At 48.1% G+C, this 22,430-nt stretch carries 17 protein-coding genes; 3 read left to right on the top strand and 14 right to left on the bottom strand.

Annotated features, from left to right (window positions below; genetic code table 11):
- Positions 1-12: 12 nt before the first annotated feature.
- The 7 genes from dhbF to PUN35_RS20460 form a co-directional block, all read right to left on the bottom strand.
- Positions 13-7,149, bottom strand: coding sequence for a non-ribosomal peptide synthetase DhbF (gene dhbF / locus PUN35_RS20490; protein ID WP_014480721.1), 7,137 nt, complete (start codon positions 7,147-7,149; stop codon positions 13-15).
- Between the two features lie 19 nt (positions 7,150-7,168).
- On the bottom strand, positions 7,169-8,107 hold the full coding sequence (locus PUN35_RS20485; RefSeq protein ID WP_014480722.1) for an isochorismatase: 939 nt from the start codon (positions 8,105-8,107) through the stop codon (positions 7,169-7,171).
- A 27-nt stretch (positions 8,108-8,134) separates the two neighbouring features.
- A complete protein-coding gene (locus PUN35_RS20480) occupies positions 8,135-9,754 on the bottom strand; it encodes a (2,3-dihydroxybenzoyl)adenylate synthase (RefSeq protein WP_014480723.1) in 1,620 nt (539 codons plus the stop codon).
- Between the two features lie 28 nt (positions 9,755-9,782).
- Positions 9,783-10,979: an isochorismate synthase DhbC gene (gene dhbC, locus PUN35_RS20475; protein ID WP_014480724.1), complete on the bottom strand. Its 1,197-nt coding sequence runs from the start codon at positions 10,977-10,979 to the stop codon at positions 9,783-9,785.
- 25 nt (positions 10,980-11,004) lie between these two features.
- Positions 11,005-11,790 (bottom strand): 2,3-dihydro-2,3-dihydroxybenzoate dehydrogenase, encoded by a 786-nt coding sequence (locus tag PUN35_RS20470; protein ID WP_014480725.1) that lies wholly within the window; start codon positions 11,788-11,790, stop codon positions 11,005-11,007.
- Between the two features lie 193 nt (positions 11,791-11,983).
- Positions 11,984-12,853 (bottom strand): ferri-bacillibactin esterase BesA, encoded by an 870-nt coding sequence (besA, locus tag PUN35_RS20465; protein WP_014480726.1) that lies wholly within the window; start codon positions 12,851-12,853, stop codon positions 11,984-11,986.
- Between the two features lie 213 nt (positions 12,854-13,066).
- On the bottom strand, positions 13,067-13,663 hold the full coding sequence (locus PUN35_RS20460; protein WP_003228739.1) for a sulfite oxidase-like oxidoreductase: 597 nt from the start codon (positions 13,661-13,663) through the stop codon (positions 13,067-13,069).
- A gap of 100 nt (positions 13,664-13,763) precedes the next feature.
- Here PUN35_RS20460 and PUN35_RS20455 point away from each other — a divergent pair, with 100 nt between their 5' ends.
- On the top strand, positions 13,764-14,366 hold the full coding sequence (locus PUN35_RS20455; RefSeq protein WP_003228737.1) for a biotin transporter BioY: 603 nt from the start codon (positions 13,764-13,766) through the stop codon (positions 14,364-14,366).
- 69 nt (positions 14,367-14,435) lie between these two features.
- Here the strand turns inward: PUN35_RS20455 and PUN35_RS20450 are convergent, their stop codons facing one another.
- The gene (locus tag PUN35_RS20450; RefSeq protein ID WP_003228736.1) at positions 14,436-15,764 is read right to left on the bottom strand and encodes a Na+/H+ antiporter family protein; all 1,329 of its coding nucleotides are present in this window, start codon (positions 15,762-15,764) and stop codon (positions 14,436-14,438) included.
- Between the two features lie 146 nt (positions 15,765-15,910).
- Complete coding sequence (locus PUN35_RS20445; protein WP_014480727.1) at positions 15,911-17,413, bottom strand: leucyl aminopeptidase; 1,503 nt, start codon at positions 17,411-17,413, stop codon at positions 15,911-15,913.
- 157 nt (positions 17,414-17,570) lie between these two features.
- Here PUN35_RS20445 and PUN35_RS20440 point away from each other — a divergent pair, with 157 nt between their 5' ends.
- Positions 17,571-18,047, top strand: a complete 477-nt coding sequence (locus tag PUN35_RS20440) for a divergent PAP2 family protein (protein WP_003244337.1) — start codon at positions 17,571-17,573, stop codon at positions 18,045-18,047.
- Positions 18,048-18,077: 30 nt separating this feature from the next.
- On the opposite strand, the gene spsC is transcribed toward PUN35_RS20440, so the two are convergent.
- From spsC to PUN35_RS20420, 4 genes are all read right to left on the bottom strand, one after another.
- Positions 18,078-18,734 carry a stationary phase survival protein SpsC gene (gene spsC / locus PUN35_RS20435; protein ID WP_072175151.1) on the bottom strand — a complete coding sequence of 219 codons (657 nt, stop codon included), beginning with the start codon at positions 18,732-18,734 and terminating at the stop codon, positions 18,078-18,080.
- 103 nt (positions 18,735-18,837) lie between these two features.
- Positions 18,838-19,158, bottom strand: a complete 321-nt coding sequence (locus PUN35_RS20430) for a YuiB family protein (protein WP_014480728.1) — start codon at positions 19,156-19,158, stop codon at positions 18,838-18,840.
- A gap of 53 nt (positions 19,159-19,211) precedes the next feature.
- Positions 19,212-19,355 (bottom strand): YuiA family protein, encoded by a 144-nt coding sequence (locus tag PUN35_RS20425; protein ID WP_003243733.1) that lies wholly within the window; start codon positions 19,353-19,355, stop codon positions 19,212-19,214.
- Between the two features lie 172 nt (positions 19,356-19,527).
- Positions 19,528-20,748 carry an NAD(P)/FAD-dependent oxidoreductase gene (locus PUN35_RS20420; RefSeq protein ID WP_033881474.1) on the bottom strand — a complete coding sequence of 407 codons (1,221 nt, stop codon included), beginning with the start codon at positions 20,746-20,748 and terminating at the stop codon, positions 19,528-19,530.
- Positions 20,749-21,079: 331 nt separating this feature from the next.
- On the opposite strand from PUN35_RS20420, the gene yumC reads away from it, so the two are divergent.
- Positions 21,080-22,078 carry a ferredoxin--NADP reductase 2 gene (gene yumC, locus PUN35_RS20415; RefSeq protein ID WP_014480730.1) on the top strand — a complete coding sequence of 333 codons (999 nt, stop codon included), beginning with the start codon at positions 21,080-21,082 and terminating at the stop codon, positions 22,076-22,078.
- A 38-nt stretch (positions 22,079-22,116) separates the two neighbouring features.
- Here yumC and PUN35_RS20410 read toward each other — a convergent pair whose 3' ends face one another.
- The gene (locus PUN35_RS20410) at positions 22,117-22,257 is read right to left on the bottom strand and encodes a hypothetical protein (RefSeq protein WP_003228723.1); all 141 of its coding nucleotides are present in this window, start codon (positions 22,255-22,257) and stop codon (positions 22,117-22,119) included.
- Positions 22,258-22,430: the final 173 nt, after the last annotated feature.

Genomic DNA, 22,430 nt, shown 5'->3' with positions numbered 1-22,430 from the left:
ATTTCTCCTCCCTTATTTATTCAACTCTTCCAATTTGACAGCGAGAACCTTGCCGATTTGAGCCAGAGGTTCCGGCTGACATAAATCTTTATGACGGCAGTCGATGTCGATTTGTTCAATCTGTCCGTTAATATAAGGCTTCCACGAGTCAGGTTCAATCGGGTCAAACCATTCAGGAATGATTGTTGATCTGAAAAACAAAACATTTCCACGGAAGGTTTTCGGCTTATAGGAACCTAAAATGCCGACAGAATTGACATACGTATTCTTCAAATTTAAAATGACCGTTTCATCCAGGCTCGCAAGCGCACTGCCGTCACGGCGAAGAATCTCAATCGCCGCTTCAAAATCTAGCGGTTTGTCCCCTAAGCTGTCTGGATCGTACCCGCCTAACGCCAGAAGGGCAATAAGCGCTTCCTCATCATCCGGTGCCTCTTTTATAGGAAGGAAGTGGTTCGGATAGGCGTCCAGCATCACCAACAGGGATACTTCTTCTCCTTGATTTTGCAGCTGGGTAGCCATCGCTTGAACGACATTCCCGCCCAGGGACCAGCCCAGCAGATGGTACGGGCCTTTTGGCTGGACCGTTCGGATTTGTTTAATGTAATCGGCAGCCATGTCATCAAGTGTTTTCGGAAGCTCCTCGCGCTGCCCGATTCCCCGTGCCTGCAAGCCGTAGATTGGATAATCTGTTCCTATATTGGTCATCAAACCGGCATAACACCAGCTGAGCCCCCCTGCCGGATGAACACAGAATAAAGGAGGCTTGTCTCCGCTTGTTCGGAGCGGCAGCAGAACGTCAAGAGCGCTTTGGCTTGATCCCATTTCAAGTCTTTCAGCGAGCCCGGCTACAGTAGGTGCTTCGAACAAGTTGCCGATGCTGAGTTCAACGCCGAGCGCTTCACGAATGCGGCTCATGAGCTGTACAGCAAGCAAGGAATGTCCGCCTAAATCAAAGAAACGGTCATCAATGCCGACACGTGGCAAGTGAAGCACCTCCATAAAGAGGTCACAGAGAATTTCTTCCTGCGGCGTTCTCGGTCCTCGTCCTGTCACTGCCGCTGCGAAATCCGGAGCGGGCAGCGCTTTACGATCAAGCTTTCCATTCGGTGTCAGCGGCAATTCTTTCATCGTCACAAAGGCAGCAGGCACCATGTAATCCGGCAGTCTCTCAGCAGCATATCTGCGCAGTTCCGCCGTATCAAATGTTTCTTCCGAAGGGATGACATAAGCTGCTAACCGTTTATCTCCCGGCTGATCCTCACGAACGATCACTGCCGCATCTTCAAGCTGCGGATGCTGAACAAGCGCGGCTTCAATTTCTCCCAATTCAATCCGGAATCCCCGAATTTTCACTTGATGGTCTGCACGGCCGACATAGTCGAGAGAACCGTCAGCGCGGAGGCGGGCCACATCCCCAGTGCGGTACATCCGGGTGCCTGGAGGACCGAACGGATCAGCTATGAAGCGTTCAGATGTTAAACCAGGCCGGCCTAGATAACCTCGTGCTAACCCCGCTCCTGATACATACAGCTCTCCGGCAACACCCGGCGGGACCGGCTGCAGGCGTTCATCCAGCACGTATACACCAAGATCGGGAATGCCGCAGCCGATCAAGCTGTTTGCCCGTAAAGCTGCCATGCTTCGGTCTAATTCGATATAGCTCACATGCACCGTCGTTTCTGTAATACCATACATATTGATAAGCTGCGGTCTATTTTCAGGGTGGCGGTTGTACCAATCCTCTAAACGGCTGAGTTCAAGCGCTTCTCCGCCAAAAATGACATAGCGCAGACTGAGTGCCTGTCCGAGATCCGGCTGTTCCCGTTCCGCCTGCATAAACTGATAGAAAGCAGACGGTGTCTGGTTCAGAACAGTCACCCCCTCTTTGACAAGCAGGCGCAGAAACGCTTCTGGCGATCTGCTGACGTGGTGAGGCACGATTACAAGACGTCCGCCATGCAGCAGAGGACCCCAGATCTCCCACACCGAAAAATCAAACGCATAGGAATGGAACATGGTCCAGATATCATCTGAGCTGAAACGGAACCAGTGCTCGGTCGCTGCAAATAAACGTGTTACATTTTGGTGAGGAATCATCACACCTTTTGGAACACCTGTTGAGCCGGATGTATAAATGACATATGCCGTATTCAAAGGGGAAAGCGGCTGAGTCCTATCCTTATTTTTTGGATTACCTGCAGGGTACGTGTTTAGTTTCTCTGCCAGCTCGGGATCATCCAGCACGATTTTCGGCACGTTTTCAACTGGCGGAATGTGATTTGCAGCTTTAGTGTTCGTCATGATAAACGCAGGCTGTGCATCTTTTAGCATAAAAGCAATTCGATCAGCCGGATAATCCGGATCAAGAGGGAGATAAGCTGCCCCGGCCTTTAGCACCGCCAATAGGCCGACAGCCATTTCCAACGATCGGGGCAGTGCCAATGCCACAAATTGCTCCGGCCCGACACCTTCACTAATCATCATTCGGGCAAGCCGGTTTGCTCTTTCATTCAGCTCTGCATAGCTCAGTTCCTGATTTTCATATACAACGGCAATGGCATCAGGACGTAAAGCAGCCTGCTTCTCAAATTGCTCTGGCAAACATGCGTGCGGAATCTTTTCAGATACACTTTGCCAATCAGTCACCATGCTGCTGTGTTCCTCTGGCGCAAGAATATCCAGATTTCCGATTTGCTCGTCAGGATCAGACTCGGCAGCCTCCAACAGGCGCATCAATCGGTCAGCAAGAGCCTGAGCAGTTTCTCGCTTGAAAAGATCAGTGCTGTATTCAAGCAGTCCTTCCATTCCGTTTGGTGTCCCGTCAGCAAGGCGATCTTCACTAATTTCCAGCGTCAAATCAAACTTGGCAGAACCGACACTGTTGATTCGCAGGCTGCTCTCCATATCAGGAAGATGCAGTTCAGCGTCCGGTGTGTTTTGGAACGCAAGCATGATTTGGAATAAAGGATGCGTCGCACGCGAACGAGCCGGATTGAGCACCTCTACAAGTCTCTCAAACGGCAGATCCTGATTGTCATAGGCGGCCAGATTCACTTCCCGTACTCTGTCTAGAAGCTCACGAAAGCTTGGGTCACCGGACGTATCAGTTCTGAGCACCAATGTATTAATGAACAGCCCTACAAGATCGCCCAGCGCATCATCATTCCGTCCCGCGATCGGACTGCCGATCGGAATGTCGGTGCCCGCCCCGAGCCTTGTCAATAAAGCGGCGAGACCGGATTGAAGCACCATAAACAGGCTCACCCTATTTGCGCGAGCCAGCTCCTGCAATCGCTTGTGAAACTCGGGCTCAATACGAAAATGAATCGTATCTCCATCATGACTCGGCTCAGCCGGACGTGAATAATCGGTTGGCAGTTCAAGCTGATCAGGCAGGTTTTTCAAGGTTTCTTTCCAGAAAGCAAGCTGTCCGGCAATCAAGCTATTTGGATCATCCTCGTTTCCAAGCAGTTCTTGCTGCCAAAGCGCATAGTCTGCATACTGCACAGCAAGAGGCGCCCATTCGGGAGATCGTCCGTGGCAGCGAGCCGCATAAGCTGTCCCAAGGTCTCTGGTCAGCGGTGTTAAGGACCAGCCGTCCCCGACAATATGATGGACGAGAAGAAGCAGCACGTACTCGTCAGGACCGATCACAAAAAGCTCGGCACGAAAAGCAGGTTCAGCTGCAAGATCAAAGCTGTAGCGTACAGCTTCGGCAAGCCGATCAGAAAGCTCCTTCTCAGCAATTTCAGTAACATGTAACTCGGGACAGGCTCGATCGGCATCTAAAATATGCTGATAGGATGTCCCCTGTGATTCAGGGAAGATCGTCCGAAGACTTTCATGACGGCGGACGAGGTCATAAAGTGCCGCTTTCAGCAATCCTTGATCCAACTCACCTGACAAACGGACAGCAACCGGAATATTATAAGTAGGACTCGGTCCTTCCAGACAATGCAGGAACCATAGCCGGCGCTGGGCAAATGAGAGCGGGATCTTTTCAGGCCGCTCAGCTCTCTGCAAAGCGGGACGTGCACTCTGCGCCAAATCAAGATGGGCAGCGAGTCCGGCTACTGTCGGTTCGTCAAAGAGCTTGGCGATACCAAGTTCGGCTCCCATTACCTCGCGAATGCGGCTCATCAGACGGGCTGCAAGAAGAGAATGGCCCCCAAGCTCGAAGAAACTGTCATCGATACCGACGCGTGCCAAACCGAGAACCTCTGCAAACAAGTCACACAATATCTCTTCCTGAGGAGTCCGCGGGGCCCGATCACTGACAGATGTGCTGAAGTCTGGTGCCGGCAGTGCTTTCCGGTCAAGCTTGCCATTAGGTGTTAACGGCAGCTCGTCCATCTCCACAAACGCCGACGGTACCATATAATCAGGAAGACTAGCCCCCATATAACGACGAAGCTCTGCAGTATCAATAGCAGCATCAGCGACTACATAAGCCGCCAATCGTTTGTCTCCCGGCTGATCTTCCCGTACGACAACCGCGGCCTGTTCAATGTGCGGGTGATTGGCAAGCACGGCATCAATTTCTCCAAGTTCAATTCGGAATCCGCGAATTTTGATTTGATGATCCGCCCGCCCGATATAATCCAAAGACCCATCGGCACGCCAGCGGGCCTGGTCTCCGGTCCGATACATCCGAGTTCCCGGCGGTCCGTATGGATCTGCAACGAAGCGCTCCGCCGTTAAATCAGGGCGATGGAAATAACCTCTGGCCAAGCCGGTGCCTGCAATATAAAGCTCTCCGACAACGCCCGGCGGCACCGGCTGCAATCCATTATCAAGCACATACACCTGCGTGTTCCAAATCGGTTTCCCAATCGGAGGAACGCCCTGCAGCCCTTCTTCAAGAAAAGCTGCGGCAGACCAAATCGTTGTTTCAGTGGGACCGTATAAATTCGTGACTGAACAATGAAGGTCTTGAAGCGCCTGCAAAAGACCGCTCGGCAGCGCCTCGCCTCCTACAAGCACTCTAAGCCCCCGAAGTTTCTCAGGTTCACTCGTTACCAAAGCATGCCACAGTGTCGATGTCGCCTGCATGATGTTAATATCGAAATTTTCAATCATTTGAGCTAATGCCTGCGGCTCACGGATCGTTTCTTTCTTTGCGATCACAATTTGCGCTCCGCTAATCAGCGGAAGATATAACTCCAATGCTGAAATATCAAAAGCGACAGTCGTCACAGCCAACAGCCTGTCTTCTTCTCCTAGAGAAAATGCCTCCTGCATGGACAGCAGAAAATTGCTTAAGCTTTTCTGTGTCACAACGACTCCCTTCGGTCTTCCTGTTGATCCTGAGGTATAGATGATATACGCAGGATGGTCAAGCGAAACCGATACATCCGGATTTTCCGGCGAATAGCGTTTTATAATCTCCTGTGTAACAGCCTGATCAAGCACAAGCTCCGGTACAGCCAGGTTATCAGGCAGACTGGCTGCTATTTCCTCAGTCGTTATGATGCATGAAGGTTTCGCATCCTCCAGCATGTAAGAAATGCGGTCGGATGGAAACTCCGGATCAAGGGGGAGATACGCCGCACCAGTCTTGAGCACACCAAGCATTGAGGCCACCATCTCAGGGGAACGCGGCAGCGCCAAAGCGACAAATTGCTCCGGACCAATCCCTTTTTCGATCAACAGACGCGCGAGGCGGTTTGCCTCTTCATTGAGCTTTCGATAGTTGACTTGAATGTCATCACACATGAGAGCGATACGTTCTGGCGTAAGAACTGCCTGCTTTTCGAACATGTCCTGAAGGCTGACCAGCTTCTCGGATATTGCCGTCTCATTCCATTTAGAAATGACTTTTTCTTTCTCCTCTGGCAATAGGAGCTCCATTTGCCCAATCAGCATGTCCTCTCCGGCAGAAGCCGTTTGCAGCAGCTGCAGGATACGCTGCTGATGAAGCTTAATATCAGGCTCACTGTATACCTCGGGATTCGCATCAACATCAATTCGCAGCCCGCTGCCGTCTGTTCTGTCATATACATTGATTGATAGATCATCAACAGGACCGGCTGAAAGATTATGCGTTGTGCCCCGGGCGCCGGCAAAGTCGAGACCGTAATCAAACGGCATAAGATTGATTTGAGGGCCAAATAATCTATGATTTTCTCCTATCAATTTCAGATCGCGCCGAAGCTCTTCATGGCGATACTTATGATGTCGCCGAATACTGCGGATTTCCCGGAAAATTTGCTGAATCAGTTCAGAAAAGCTCATCGAAGAGCTTACCGTCAGCCGGAGCGGGAGAAGGTTCATCACCATAGCCGGTACATTCAGTGACGCGGACCCTATCCGACCCATCATGGGCAGGCCGAGCACAACATCCTCAGAGCCGGTCATACGGTGCACATAAACAGCTGACACCGCAATCATGACTTCATGCCAGCTTCCTGAGAAATAGCGCGCCGCTTCTTTTAACGCGTTTACATCAGATGGAGGCAGATATGCCGTATGACGAAGAAAACTGTTAGATGTTCTCGGCGCCCGATCAGCTAAGCTTACAACTTCAGGTGCATCTGCAAAACAGTCCAGCCAGAATTGACGATCCTTCTCATACTGCTCTGATCCGCGATAATCTGTATCCTCTTCCAAAATGGCCTGGAGAGACCCAAAGGAACGGCCTTTAGCTGTTTGTCCTTTTATAAGCGCAGTATATGTACTTGCCACACGCTGGGCTATCAGGGAAAAACCGAAGCCGTCAATCGCTATATGGTGAATGCGCTGATACCAAAAGAAACGATCAGGCCCGGCAATAAACAGAGCTTCATTGAACAAAGGGTCATACCCTAAATCAACCGGCTTTGCTAAATCAGCTTTCATCCAGTTTAATGCTGTTTTTTCCGGATCAGGCTCAGAGCTGACGTCAATGACGTGCAGCTGTACATCCGGAGACGGGTTTATCATCTGCCAAGGCCCGTCCATATTTTCACCGAAGCGGACATGCAGCGATTCCGCTTCCTTGATCACGTGCCGCAAAGCTTCTTCAAAAAGAGCAATATTGATTGGTCCATTGATTTCTATATATTCCGCTGTATTGTAGATTGGATTGTCCGGATCAAGTTGCTGAGCAAACCATATGCCAGTTTGCGCCCCGGTCAAAGAATATTGAAGATCTTTTGTATCAGGCATCCGTTTGTTTACCCTCCTTTTATAAATAATCCGCGTTTGGCAGCACTTGCTGGCTGCGGGTTGTGAGCAATTTCTGCCATTCTTCGATCGTTGGGCGTTCAGCCAATTCCACGAAAGTCACCTCTGCCCCTTCACGGCGCCATTGTTCCACCAATGTCATGATCCTTACCGAATCAAGACCACGATCGAGCAAATCCTCTTGATCTGTGATGTCTTCCGGTGTTTTTTGTAGAAGCTCAGCAATTTGTTTACGGATATTCTCACATGTAAACACATTCTTTTTGCCAGTGTTTGCTGACGTTTTTTGAACGTCTGCCGGCGCATTCTGCAGCTGATCAAGAAGACTGTCAGTCATCACGGTAAACGCACAGCGTCCAGCCGCATAGTCCAGCGCCATTTGATGTTTTTCTAATGAAAAATCAGCAACTGCATCTCCCACCAAAAAGGCTTTAATATCCTCCATAAATGCTTCACATGCTGTAACAAGACAGCCGATATGGGCGTAAATTCCTGTAATGATCAGCTGATCGCGTCCCTCTTTGCGCATCATTTCAAGCAGATTCGTTCTCTTAAACGCGCTGTATCTCCATTTTGTCAGCACAAGATCATCATCCTCTGGTGCCAGCTCGGTTATAATTTTCTCCTCATAAGGACCGCTGTTTAATCCCGGGCCCCAAAAGTCTGTCAGCAGCGCACGGTCATCCGGATTTTGGCTTCCCGGCTGTGCGGTATAGACAACAGGAATCCCAAGCTGAACACATTGATTCTTCAGCTTTCGTATATTCGCTGAAAGCTCTATTACCGGAGACGCTCCCGCTGTGAAAGCATCGACAAAATAGTTTTGCATATCGTGTATTAACAAGACAGCCCGATTTGGATCAGGCACCCATGATACTTTGTTTTGCGGCATATCAGACGCTGTCGGCATTTGATACGGCTGAATGGCAGGTATAGCCATATGAACACTTCCTCTCAAATTGTTGATTTATTTTTTTGCCCCTGCAAGAAGTTTTTCGGAAATAGCTTCACGAAGAGCCTTTTTGCTTACCTTTCCTACCCCTGTCTGCGGGAAGGATTCGACAAATTCAACTCGGTCAGGGATTTTATATGCCGCCAGTCCGCGCTCTCTCAAAAATGCTTTGAGCTCTGCGGCTTTTGGGGCTTCATCTCTGGGAATAATGAACACACAAGATCTCTCGCCAAGAAATTGATCAGGCATGGAGACCATTGCCGCATCATGGACAGCCGGATGCGCCAGCAGATGATTTTCTACCTCTTCAGCCGCAACCTTTTCTCCCCCACGGTTAATTTGATCCTTCGCACGGCCTTCAACGACAATATAGCCGTCTCGTGTCAGCCTGACGATATCACCCGTGCGGTAAAAACCGTCCTCAGTAAATGAAGCAGCATTATGCTCTTCCGCCTTATAGTAACCGCGAATTGTATACGGTCCCCGCGTCAGCAGATGGCCTGTTTCACCAGGTTTTACGTCGCGATCATGATCATCCCAAACACGCACTTCATCATATGGGGACATCGGTTTTCCTTGGGTGTTGACAATGATCTCCTCAGGATCATCCAATCTCGTATAATTGACGAGACCCTCTGCCATTCCGAATACCTGCTGCAGCGTGCAGCCGAAAACAGCTTTTACCCTGCGCGCGGCTTCAGCACTAAACTTGGCACCGCCGACCTGCAGCACTTGAAGGCTGGATAAATCATCACAGCGTGAGGATGCCGCATCCATCCATACCATCGCAAGAGGCGGAACAAGAGCGGTTATCGTGACCTTTTCCCGTTCAATTAAAGGAAATGCGTCATCTGGACTTGGAGAAGGAGATAATACCACTCTTCCTCCAGCGTATAATACGCCGAGAACGCCAGGTGAGCTCAGCGGATAATTATGTGCCATCGGCAGCGCGGCCAAGTACACCGTGCTGTGGTCGAGCCAGCAGACCTCCACACTCCGCTTCAGGCTGTATATGTAGTCATCGTGGGTCCTCGGAATCAGTTTCGATAGCCCGGTGCTCCCGCCAGAAAGCTGGAGGAACGCCACATCCGAAGATTTGACTTCAGGCAGTTTTACAGGTTCTGTATGCAAATCCTCGAGCGGCAAAAATTCCTCTGCCTCACCTGCGACAATGATGTTTTTCAAAGTCGGCAACTTGCTTTGAACCTGTCTGGCAAGCGTACGATAGTCAAAACCGGAATAAGCGTCGGGAATGATATATGCAGCCGCTTCAGCAAACTCGCAAAAATATGTAATTTCACTGCTTCGATGAGAAGGCAGTGCGAAGACTGGAAGCGCCCCCAGACGGAAAAGCGCGAAAATGACTTCAAAAAACTCTTTGATATTTGGCAGCTGCACCACGACACGATCCATCTGTTGAATGCCGAGCTTCTGAAATCCGGCAGCCAAACGATCAACCCTTGTGTCAAGCTCTTGATAGCTCCAATGGGTGTTTCCGCATGTAATCGCAATGCGGTCGCCATATTTGGCTGCCCGGTCTCTTAACAAATCCCCAAACGTCTCGCCGGCCCAGCAGCCATTCTTTCGATAGGTCTCAGCTAACTCATCAGGCCAAGGCGTAAATCCTTTCAGCATGTTGCATCCCTCCAGCAATTCATTCTGTTCATATGTGATCCACGCCCATTGCCCGCAGCATTGTCCGAAACTTTGCGGACGTCTCCTGAAGCTCGTCCTCGGGCTTTGAACCGGCCACAACACCAGCTCCAGCATACAGGCGGAGAGAGCGTTCTTCTGCTTCTGCACAACGGATGGTCACGATCCATTCTCCGTCACCGGCATCGTCACACCATCCGACCATGCCGGTAAAGAAACCGCGGTCAAATGGTTCAATGCTGAGAATCGCTTCTCTTGCAAGATCAGTCGGTGTTCCGCAGACGGCTGGCGTCGGGTGGAGCGCCGCCGCTAATTCAAGTGCGGTTACAGACGGATCGGAAAGCTCTCCCTTAATCACGCTGGACAGGTGCCACATCGTTTCCGTTTTGATCAGTGAAGGCTTCTCCGGAACCTCCAGCGTCCGGCAGAAAGGTCTCAGCGCTGCCGCAACCGCGTCAGCGACAACCGCGTGCTCATGAAGATCCTTTGCGGAAGAAAGCAATTCAGCTGCCCGGCGCTGGTCTTCAACAGGATCATTACTGCGCGGTCTTGAGCCGGCTAATGGGTTGGAAACGACCTGTGTTCCCATCCTTGAAACGAGGAGCTCCGGACTTGCTCCGAGCAATGTTCGGCGGGGAGACGTTTCCTCCTGACTGGACACGTCTGCGGCAAACGTGTAGCCATGCGAGTTATGCTGAGCCAGATGGCGAAGCAATTCATCCGTCTGAATCGGTTCAGGCGATGTCAAATGCAGCGATCTGGACAGGACGATTTTGCTGAGTGTTCCATCGGCAATGCGTGTCAGCCCTTGTTCAACACCATTTTTATAATCCTCAGGTTCAGGAACAGGCTTTATGTGGTATGTATGCCCAGCCTGCTGTTCCTTTTCCTCATGATCAAATTGAAGCGGTCCTGACCAGCGCACTTCTTCAGGTACAACGAGCCGCGCTGCTTTTACTTGATCAAAAGGAACGGCCCCGACAACAAGCGGCCGGCTTTGCCCTGATTGTTTTGCCTGACGCAGCGTCTCTGCAATTCGGCCAGAAAGGGTTTCCATTTGGTTTTGCCCGTCTGCCTCCGGTACGATTTCACATATACCTTTCGCTAACAGTACACGATGAGGAGACGCTAAGAAAAAGGCGCCCGGCTGATATTCATGAAGCAAATGCTCCGCTTTTGTTTCTGTTATAACGTTTTGATCCAACATTCTCATGAACCTCCTTTAAATTCAGTTACACGCCTAAGGTCGCGCCGCCATCTACGCATAAATTATGCATCGTAATATGCCCTGCCTGGCCAGAAACCAAAAAGAGCACCGCATCCGCAATATCCGAAGGCTTGGCTAGTTTTTTGAGCGGGATCCCTGTTTTAAATGTCTCAAGTGATCCTTTTATGACTTGCTCCGCTCCATTCTCGTCGGCCCATAATGACCACTGCATGTCAGTTTCCGTTGATCCGGGAGATACAATGTTGCAGCGAATATTGTATTCTGCAAGCTCAAGGCCAAGGCATTTCGTAAACATCACAGCCGCAGCCTTTGAAGACGCATATGCCGCCATAGATGTTCTTGGCACACCGGCAGCATTCGATCCGACTGTTACAATCGAACCTGATCTTCGGTCCATCATATATTTGCTGACTGAACGCGAGGCGTTAAATACGCCAGTCGAATTCACTGAGAACGTCGCCTCCCATTCCTCATCGCTAAGCGAATGGATCAGTCCCGGGCGAAGGACACCCGCTACATTCACTAAAATATCAATCGGCCCCATTTCACGTTCGATGCGCGCCGTGATCTCGTCAATCGCCGCGCTGTCTCTCACATCCGCAGGAAAAGCTTCTGCATGGCGGCCTTCTGCTTTGAGGCTGCTCACAACCTTTTCCAGCTTTTCAGGATTATAATCAACTGCCGCAATATGTGCGCCTTGACTGGCAAGCGTCCGCGCAACAGCTTCGCCTATTCCTTGGGCAGCCCCTGTTATAAAAGCAATTTTTCCCTCTATACTCTTTGCATTCATATCATCAATTCCTTTCTTCGCTCTAAATGCCGAACAGACATCCAGCGAAAAAGACTGCTGCGCCTTGAAAAACGCAATCTACTGATAACGATTATCATTATCAATTATAAAAATAATCATATCCAAATGTCATGGGACAGTCAAATATAATTTCAGTGGCAAATATTTTTTTAAAGACAAGGCTGAGTATGTCTCAGCCCATTGAAAGATGCGGTCCGTCAGGGTGGAGCGCAAAACGCAGCGCCCTGCTGACCAAAACAGGAAGAACTGAAATATGTCCTTCTCCTGAAAACTCGCAAAATTCTGCCCGTATGCCTTGTTCAGATAAAACGGCCAGCCGCTCATAAAGCTCCCTTGCATTATCATTCATCCGGCTTTTATGATGCTGCTCCAATTCTCCTGCGGCAAGCAGGATATTGATAGGCTGATTGTTTTTCTTGGTGAGAGAGACGAAATGGTCCGTTTTCTCGAGAATAAACGGTTTATTCCAATGAATGGACGGACTTCCCGCGATATACGTTTGAAACGCATCGGGCTTTGTTAGCAGCACCTGCAGCACGAAAAGCCCTCCGAGCGAATGGCCAAAGATTGTTTGTCTTTTTTTATCAATCTGGTAATCTCGTTCTATCTCCGGTTTTAAATCCTCTTCAATAAATCTGAAAAAGCCCTCCGCTCCGCCATGCTCCGGCCATTCTCTGCCGTCGGGCCTTTCCGGCAGCTTCGATTGGGCTGTTGGCATTGTAAAATCCCGGTGGCGTGCTGAGGAGAACGGCTCCGCTGTCTCATAGCCAATGCCGACGATCACTGCAGGGATCACCCCGGTTTTTTCGGGTCGGCGTCCCTGTATTCGAACGGCTTCCGTCATCGTTCCGAAGACAGAATTGGCATCCAGCAGATAAATCACAGGATAACCAGCGGGTGGCGGCGGCGTACTAGGTTTCGAGATAAAAATGTGATAGGTACGGTTTTCATTGCGTGAAGACATCATACGCACTTCCGTACCAGGAATCGTAAATACGTTTGATGTCCCGCCATTTGTCCGGTCTGTTGTTTGCTCTTTCATGCAGTACGACATTCCTCTCTTTAAACTAAACCGCAATGTATGATAATGATTTTCACTATCAACTAGACACCTCAAATAATAGGTTTTCTTCCAAAGAAAGTCAACTTTTTCCCGAATAAAAAAGGCACCTTGATCAAATAAGGTACCTGCAGACTATCAATATGGAAGTAAAAACCTAATAAAGATGCAGATTGTCCTATTTGAAATAGAACCTTAATCCCATGTAAACCTTTGATTTTGCCAAGGGTCGCCTCTCATGTGATAGCCATTCCGCTCCCAAAAGCCAGGGTGATTTTCTTTCGTAAATTGGATGCCGCGCAGCCACTTGGCGCTTTTCCAAAAATATAGATGCGGAAACACACCCCGCAGCGGAAAGCCGTGTTCAGGGGTTAAAGGTTCGCCATTATGCGCATAAGCCAGAAGGGAAGTTTCCGCTAAGAAATCATCAAGCGGCAGATTGGTCGTCCAGCCCTCTTCAGCATGTAAAATGACGTAGCCAGCTTCTTCTTTTACACCCGCTTTTTCCGCTATATCACAAGCCCGCACGCCTTGCCACACATTATCAAGCCTTGACCATCCCGTGACACAATGAATGTCATTTTTCGATTCATACCGTGGAAAGGCTTTGACATCTTCAAAGCTTAGCAGCATCGGATGGTCAACCAAACCGTACACTTGAAGATTCCATTTCGTCATATCTTCGTAATATGGGACATCTCCGGTATGAAGCACAGGAAATGAAGTGGTGACGTTTTGATTTGGCGGCACTCTTCCAGATTGATCGGACTGTCTTGTTTTTCCGAAATACATATGGGCCTCCTTTTTGTTAACCTAATTTAAAATCATGTTGACAATCTTTTTGTTCTTTATTACTCTATGATTGTGTATGTCAACCTAAGGGGGAACAACGATGAAACAACGTAAACTTCGTGCGGGAGATATGGCGCTGATTGGCATGTTCGCCGCACTTATGGCTGTCGGGGCCAACATTACATCAGTAGCACCCTTTTTACAAGTAGCCGGCATTCCGCTTTCGATGCAGCCGTTTTTCTGTCTCTTGGCTGCTTTGCTTCTTGGCAGCAAACGAGCAGCGATTGCCATGATTGTATATGCACTTGTGGGATTGGCCGGAGCGCCTGTGTTTGCTCAATTTTCAGCAGGCTTCGCACCGTTTGCAGGGAAAAGCGGCGGGTTTATTATCTCATACATTCCGGCAGCATTTGCAGCGGGATGGTTTTTAGAACGAAACATTCAGCCAAGTAAAATTCGATTTCTCATTGCTTCACTTATCGGAACGGCGATCATGTATCTCATCGGCACTACCTATATGTATCTTGCACTGAAGCTGTGGATTCATACGCCAGTGAGCTACGGCACGGCTTGGGGCTTTATGATTTGGTTTATGGTAAAAGATACAGCGCTGGCTGTGATACTGTCGTTTATCGCACCAGCAATCTACCGCTCTATTCATAAAGCAACCGGCTTTAACAGAAATCACATATCATCTACGTAAAAACCGTTCTATTGGACGGTTTTTTTATCATAACGAGAAAAGGCTCCCCAGTAAAGGGGAGCCTTTTTCCTATAAAACAAGCGCTGCAATCCAGCCAAAGATGACAAGCGGAATATTATAAAATATAAATGTCGGCACACAAGTATCCCAAATGTGGTGATGCTGGCCGTCCGCACTCAAACCTGAAGTCGGCCCAAGCGTACTGTCACTGGCAGGTGAACCGGCATCGCCAAGCGCAGCAGCAGCCCCGATAATCGCAATCGTTGCCATCGGGCTGAATCCAAGCTGCATGCATAGAGGCACGAAAATGGTTGTGATAACAGGAATGGTCGCAAAAGAAGATCCGATCCCCATTGTAATTAATAAGCCGACAATGAGCATCAGCAATGCGCCCAAGGACTGACTGTGTCCGATAAAACCAGCTGACGTTTTGACCAGTGACTCGACATCTCCGGTTTTCGTCAATACGTTTGAAAACCCGGCTGCAACAAGCATGACAAAGCCGATAAAGGCCATTAAAACCATTCCATCAGTAATCAGTGAGTCCGCTTCATCACGCTTCATCACACCGCTGACAAACAGAACAATCAGACCAGCGAGCGCCCCCATAATCATTCCTTCTACTCCCAAAGTCTGAGATAAGTAAAGCTGGACGCCGAGTGACACAACAATGGCTAGAACCGCGATACCAATACTTTTTCTCGTATATGGCGATGCTTCTGCACCTGAAATGTCTTTTGTTTCATATTGTTTCGGTTTACGGTATACGATCACTGATAAAATAAGGCCGACAACCATACCTGCAACTGGAATAATCAGTGCGTACGGAATATCAGCAAGCGGAACGTTTAACCCGGCATCCGCCATATTGTCCTTCAGCATGCCTTGGAAGATTTGGCCGAAACCGACCGGAAGCAAAATATAAGGAGCCGTTAAGCCAAATGTAATTACACACGCGATCAGACGGCGGTCCATTTCAAGTTCATTAAAGATTTTCAAAAGCGGCGGAATCAGCACCGGGATAAACGCGATGTGAACCGGAACGACGTTTTGCGAAAAACAAGATACAATTAAAATAATCAGCACAATCAGCACCTTAGACAGTGCTTTTTTTCGAGAATCTTCTTTATTTCCGATTAATTTAACGGAGGCTTCCACCATTGCGTCCGGAAGACCCGTTTTCGTCAAAGCGGCGGCAAACGCGCCAAGCATGGCATAGCTAACTGCAACGGTGGCATTTCCGCCGAGACCGTCTGTGAAAGCTTTAACCGTTTCGCCAAGACCGAGCCCGCCTGTTAACCCGCCGGCCAAGGCGCCTATAATTAATGCGATAACAATATTGACACGCAGCAGGCTTAATACAAGCATAAGCAGGACTGCGATGACGACTGCATTCATGATGATACCCCTCCAAAAATCCTTTAGTTTGCTAATGTAGTAGATAAATAAAGTACGAACGTATCGTATCATAACCGATCCACTTTAGTCAACTAAAGATTTCGGAAGAAAAAATCCCTGCCGCATCATACAGCAGGGATTTTTCATTACTCGTTTTTATCTTCTTCCAATGTAAATCGCTCCGCAAGTGTAGCCAGTGTTCTTGCCATAACGCCAGTAGCCCCGGCCGGTCCGAAGCAGGTTGCTTTATTGGCAGTCGCTGTGCCTGCAATATCAAGGTGAACCCAAGGTGTTGACTCAGCGAATTCACCAAGAAACGTTCCTGCCATAATCGCATGTCCCTCGCGTCCCGGTGAATTGCTGAGATCCGCCATTTGGCTGCTTTTCACGCGTTTTTTATCCTTCTCTGTTATCGGCAGCTGCCAGATCGCCTCGCCGCACTCTTGTGCAGCATCAGCTACCTGCTGGTAAAAGCTTTGATCATTTGTCATTGCACCGGTTGTTTCTGTTCCTAATGCCACAACGACGCCGCCGGTAAGCGTAGCTACATCGACAAGAACTGATGCGCCATGCTGTTTCGCGTATGTAATGCCATCTGCAAGCACTAGCCTTCCTTCAGCATCCGTATTAAGGATTTCTATTGTTTTTCCGCTTAAAGATACGATCACGTCATCCGGCTTCATGGCCCCGCCGGAGATCATATTATCGGTTGATGGAATAACGCACAGCACGTTTTGCTCAGGACGAAGCTCTCCGATCGTTTCCATAGCCCCGAGAACCGCAGCTGCTCCTCCCATATCTGATTTCATGCCGACAATTCCAGATTTCGTTTTAATGGAGTAGCCGCCTGTGTCAAAGGTAATTCCTTTCCCGACTAGTCCGACGACGTCTTCCCATTCCTTTTTGCCCTGATATTTCAACACAATCATTTTCGGCGGTTCGGTGGAGCCTTGGTTTACCGCAAGTATTCCGCCCATACCGAGCTCTTCCATCTCTGATTTCTCCAATATCTCACACTCAAAATCATATTTCGCCGCAAGCTCTTCAGCATACGAAGCGAGGTCAGTCGCTGTCAGCATGTTTCCCGGCATATTCACAAGCGTTCTAGCCGAATTTGTCCCTTGTCCGTATGCCTGGCCGACGCGAAGCCCCGCCTGCACTTCCTGTGTATCTTCATCTGTTACAACATACACGGCTTCAATTTGTTTGTCAGGCTCATTTGATTTGTGCTTATAATCCTGCACCTCATAGGAAGCAAGCAGGCAGCTCTCAGCTAAAGCATGAGCGGCATCGGCTGGAGGCACGTCTTCCGAAATAAACGTATCAAGTAGGACAGCTGTTTCTTGTTTTCGATCTTTATGAATGGCTTGAAAAATATGGGCAAAACATTCCTTCGCCTGTTCAAACGAATAATTTGCTTCTCTCCCCAGACCAACGAAATAAATCCGTTTCATACCCGCAGAAGATGGAGGGAATACTTTTGATACTTGATTCGGTTTCGCAGAGACATCACCCTCTTTTAAAAGCTGTGTCAGATGGCCTTCGAGCATTTCATCAATTTCCAACGCTTTTCCTGTCAGCTGGCTTTTTTGAAAAAGCCCGACCACAAGGGTTTCTGTATGCTCTGATTGTTGAACCGCATAAAACATGAGGCTTACACTCCTAACGTAATGGGTATTTGTAATGAACAATGGTATAATAGGAAAAACATTCTTTCCACTATACTTATTTTAACAAACAACAGTCTAAGACTTGCTTTTTTCTTTTGAAACACGAAGGATTTTTCAAATAGAAAGGATGTCGCCGATGGAACTTTTAACGAATTTTCCTTTATTATCAAGCCTGGCCGCAATTATTTTTGCTCAGGTCATCAAAGTGCCCATACAGTTTATCGTGTCCAGAAAACTGGACTGGTCGCTGGTCACAAGCACAGGCGGCATGCCGAGCTCTCACTCCGCAGCGGTCACTGCGCTTTCTACAGGAGTAGCCTTGGAGCATGGATTAGACTCCTCACTCTTTGCGGTTTCCGCCATTTTCGCCGTCATAACCATGTTTGACGCAACTGGCGTCAGACGTCACGCCGGTGAGCAGGCAACAGTCATTAATAAGCTTGTTATTGATTTTAACCGTTTCGTAAATGAAGCGAAGGACTTCCCTAAGGCTGCAGAGAAAGAAAAGCAAAAAAAGCTGAAAGAGCTTCTCGGACATCAGCCGATCGAAGTCTTTTTCGGAGGATTAACAGGTATTTTACTGACATTGGTACTCGCTTACTTTTTCATGTAAAAAAAACGCTCCTGCTTTCGCTGGAGCGTTTTATTCTTTCACCGTTTTATATTGATTTCTGAACACTTGCAAAGATTTTGTTTCATTGAGCTTCTCAAGCTCATCCTCGGTAATCTTTCCCGTTCCCTTTTTAATCACATATACATCAAGGGTTTTTTTGCCCCATTCATTGTATACATCTTTGACTGTCTCAAAGTACAGATCAAGGCGGTTTCCCTTAATAGCTGATCCTGTGTCGGCTACAACGCCGAGACCGTAGTTCGGAATGAATAAAATTGTTCCGATCGGGAAAACGGACGGGTCAGCAGCAACCGTGGAATATAAATCCCGTTTCACTTTCACACCTGAATATGTAAGCCCGTATAATGGATCACCGGGATTTTTGCCCGTCGACTCAGCTCCTGCTGTGTAGCCTGTTGCTGTTACTCTTTGGACTGGATATTCATCCCAATCAAATGCCTCTTCTAACGGTTTAGTTTTATCCTCAGCCGCGGACGTGGTTTGTGTTTGTTTCTGCTGCAATGCTTTTAATGTCAGTCCTGCATGCTTCAAGTGCTTTTCCTGATGTTCCTGCACCCATTTTGACAAGTCCTTCGCTTCAATTCCTGACACTGATAAAAATGTCGTGCCAAATGCAAGCAGAAATAAACAGGTCATCAGCAAACGTCTGATCATATTCAACATCATTCACCTCTCCTCCGAATCATTGTTCCCAAGTGGAGAGAGCATTATTCAAAATGATGAATGAGCTGAACGCATAAAAAAAGCTTTCTTTAGAAGAAAGCGGCATTTAAAACATTTGATATCCTCTTTTTCTGAGCATGTTGATCGCTATACCGGACACGATGGCGCCGGCCAAACCGCTGACTAAAATCAGCACATCGGCAGCCGCTAATGATAAGACACGATGAAACAGGCTGGCAAAGGATTCTCCCGGCGACTGGACATAGCTGATCAGCTTATCTTTGCTGATAATGAAAAGGCATACAATCGGATAAATCACAGCCATAATCCAAGACATTCTCAGCAGCATGTTTAATAAGAAACCGATGCCAAAAAACAAGACAAAAAACAAAACAATTGAGATGATTACGACTGGCAGACTAATCAACCTATTCCACCCCCCTGCGTTGTTTTTAGTGTAACGCGGGGGTGGAAATAAAGTCAACGGCTGGAAAAAGAATGACTGTCTTTTCCTGTCCCCTGGCAAGACGGACAAGTCTCTGAACCGCCGAGAATCAATTGAAAATATCCTTTTCCTGAACAAAATGGGCATGCATGTGAAGCGGTTGTCGTTGCAGTTTTCATCTAATCATCACCCTTTTTCTTAATTTTCTGATAATATACCATATCAAGCTGTCAACAATAAAGTCAGATCATGTGACAAATCTTTTGATGTAAGCGGAAACATACTTGTTTTCCTCTCGTTCTCTTTTTATTTTGGCGTTTTTTAATAAAGAAAACCCGCTTCCGCGGGTTTTTAGAAAAACTTGAACTTGCCTTTTTTCAGTGTCAGTCCGAGTCCGCCAATCATAAACAGCGAGCGGTTATCAATGACTTTTTTCATAAACGAAGCGGGCGTGCCTTTCAGCTTTCTGCCATAAACAACCCCAACCGCGTTATGCTCGCCAAGAGAAGCCACTGTTCCCTTAATGTCCGGCTTGAATTCCTCAAGCTCTCCGCCCTTAATAAGCCTGCCAAGGTTTTTAGCGACCGTTATGCCCTGCTGCATTGCAATTTGCGCAGTCGGCGGATACGGACGCTCTGTATCTTCATTCATAAACAGCGAGCTGTCGCCGAGAATAAAGACATTGTCATGTCCTGGGGCGCGAAGATCAGGGTTGACTTTCACCCGGCCGCGCATATTTTCAAAACCGGCTTCCTCTACAATCGGATGGCCGCGGACACCTGCCGCCCAAACAACGGTTTGCGATTTGATCTGCTCTGGTTCCTCATCTTTTTTGCCGACTCTGACTCCTTCCGGGGTACATTCTTGTACAGCCGTGCCGATCTTGAACTCAACTCCGTTTTCCTCAAGATAATGTACGGCGTAATCAACAAGTTCCGGATCAAAGCCCGGCAAAACGGTCGGCGCTGCTTCCACACAAATGATGCGGACAAGGCTTCTGTCAACGTCATATTCCTTACAGAGCTCCGGCACGCGAGCAGCCAGTTCGCCAAGAAATTCAATTCCCGTAAATCCGGCACCGCCAACAACGATCGTTAACCTGTCCGGCCGTTTTTCCGCTTCCGTATTGTAAGTCGCAAACTGCAGCTCAATATGTTCCCGCAGCAGGCGCGACGTGTTGATGTTGGCAATCGGAAACGCATATTCTTTTAAGCCTTTAATGCCGAACGTTTCAGGCACGGCGCCGAGCCCGATGACTAAATAATCGTACTGCAGTTCCCCATTCGCAAGCACAACTTTTTTATCATCAATTTTGATTGCCTTTACGGTATCCTGTACAAAATTCACCCGTGACTGGTTGATTACATCTTTTATCTGATAACGGCAGCGGTCATGATGGAGCGTACCCGCGCTCGCTTCATGCATCCATGTCGTTTCATAATGATAATTGTGTTTATTTACAAGCGTAATGTCAGCATCATTCGGCCCGACATACTTCGTCAGCCTTGTCACCGTCATCAATCCGCCATATCCTGCACCTAAAATCACGATTTTGGGCTTATTCAATGCCATCACATCCACCTTCTCTTTTTTTGCTTTTGTTAGACCCATAATAAAATCATCATTTGTGTTAGCTTCAGCTTATTGGCGGGATTTTATGAAATATATTGAAAAGTTTTTTGTGAAGTCCTTACCCGTAGCACTATTATCATGTTTATCCGGCTGGCCCAAGAAACATTCAGAAAAAGATCATTTCATTTGGTTATTATCGTAGCGGCCTGCGGAAATATTTTCAAGAACGGATGGGCACGTTAGATCCTTACGATTTTTTCTGCTGACTCGTCAATTTGAACGGCAATATGGTATAATTAATAACAATTTTCATTTAGGAGGCAATTTTCGTATGCGAGAGGATACAAAGGTTTATGATATTACAATTATAGGCGGGGGACCGGTCGGCTTATTCACCGCTTTTTACGGCGGGATGAGACAGGCAAGAGTCAAAATTATCGAAAGCCTGCCTCAGCTCGGCGGACAGCTTAGCGCCCTATACCCTGAGAAGTATATATATGATGTAGCGGGATTCCCGAAAATCCGTGCGCAAGAGCTTATCAATAACCTAAAAGAGCAAATGGCAAAATTCGACCAAACCATTTGTCTGGAGCAAGCGGTTGAATCTGTTGAGAAACAAGCGGACGGCGTGTTTAAGCTTGTAACAAATGAAGAAACCCACTACTCTAAAACGGTCATCATCACTGCAGGAAACGGCGCATTCAAACCGAGAAAGCTGGAACTTGAAAATGCCGAGCAGTATGAAGGCAAAAACCTCCATTACTTCGTTGATGATCTGCAAAAATTCGCCGGCAGACGCGTTGCGATCCTTGGCGGTGGAGATTCCGCGGTTGACTGGGCGCTTATGCTTGAGCCGATCGCAAAAGAAGTATCGATCATTCACCGCCGTGACAAGTTCCGTGCGCACGAGCACAGTGTGGAAAACCTTCATGCGTCGAAGGTTAATGTCCTGACACCATTCGTCCCTGCGGAGCTGATCGGCGAAGACAAAATCGAACAGCTAGTGCTTGAAGAAGTGAAAGGCGACCGCAAAGAGATTTTAGAAATTGATGACTTAATCGTCAACTACGGTTTCGTTTCATCTCTTGGACCGATCAAAAACTGGGGTCTGGACATCGAGAAAAATTCCATTGTCGTAAAATCAACAATGGAAACAAATATCGAAGGCTTCTTTGCAGCAGGTGACATTTGTACATACGAAGGAAAAGTCAACCTGATTGCCAGCGGCTTCGGTGAGGCACCGACAGCAGTGAACAACGCCAAGGCTTACATGGACCCGAAAGCCCGCGTACAGCCTCTTCACTCAACAAGTCTTTTTGAAAATAAATAATAAAAAAAGGAGCTTGTGTCTGCGACACAGCTCCTTTTTTATTTGAAGATATTTATATAATTCAATGCAGTTCCTACAACCAGCGCAATCACAAGGGCTGCGACTACCCAGATCATTGCCATAATAATGCGGTCCTGAATCTTTTGGGACTTCGGTGTTTTTTCTTCGTTTTGGGCCATTTTATTCGCTCCTTTCCCATGTCCATGCCAAAAGAAAGCTTGGTGCTGAACGACCAAGCTTTGCTGAACGTATATCATTCGCGTTTTGATCCGCTCTCTAAGACCATTCGTTAAAACTATGATACCTAAACTCACCCTGCATGACAAGCTTCGGCACTTGACCACACCTGCCA

The organism is Bacillus sp. N3378-2at (assembly GCF_033412715.1).
GTDB classification, from domain to species: domain Bacteria; phylum Bacillota; class Bacilli; order Bacillales; family Bacillaceae; genus Bacillus; species Bacillus subtilis.
The sequence above is the reverse complement of the archived record's forward strand: the minus strand, read 5'-3'. Positions and strand labels throughout refer to the sequence as shown.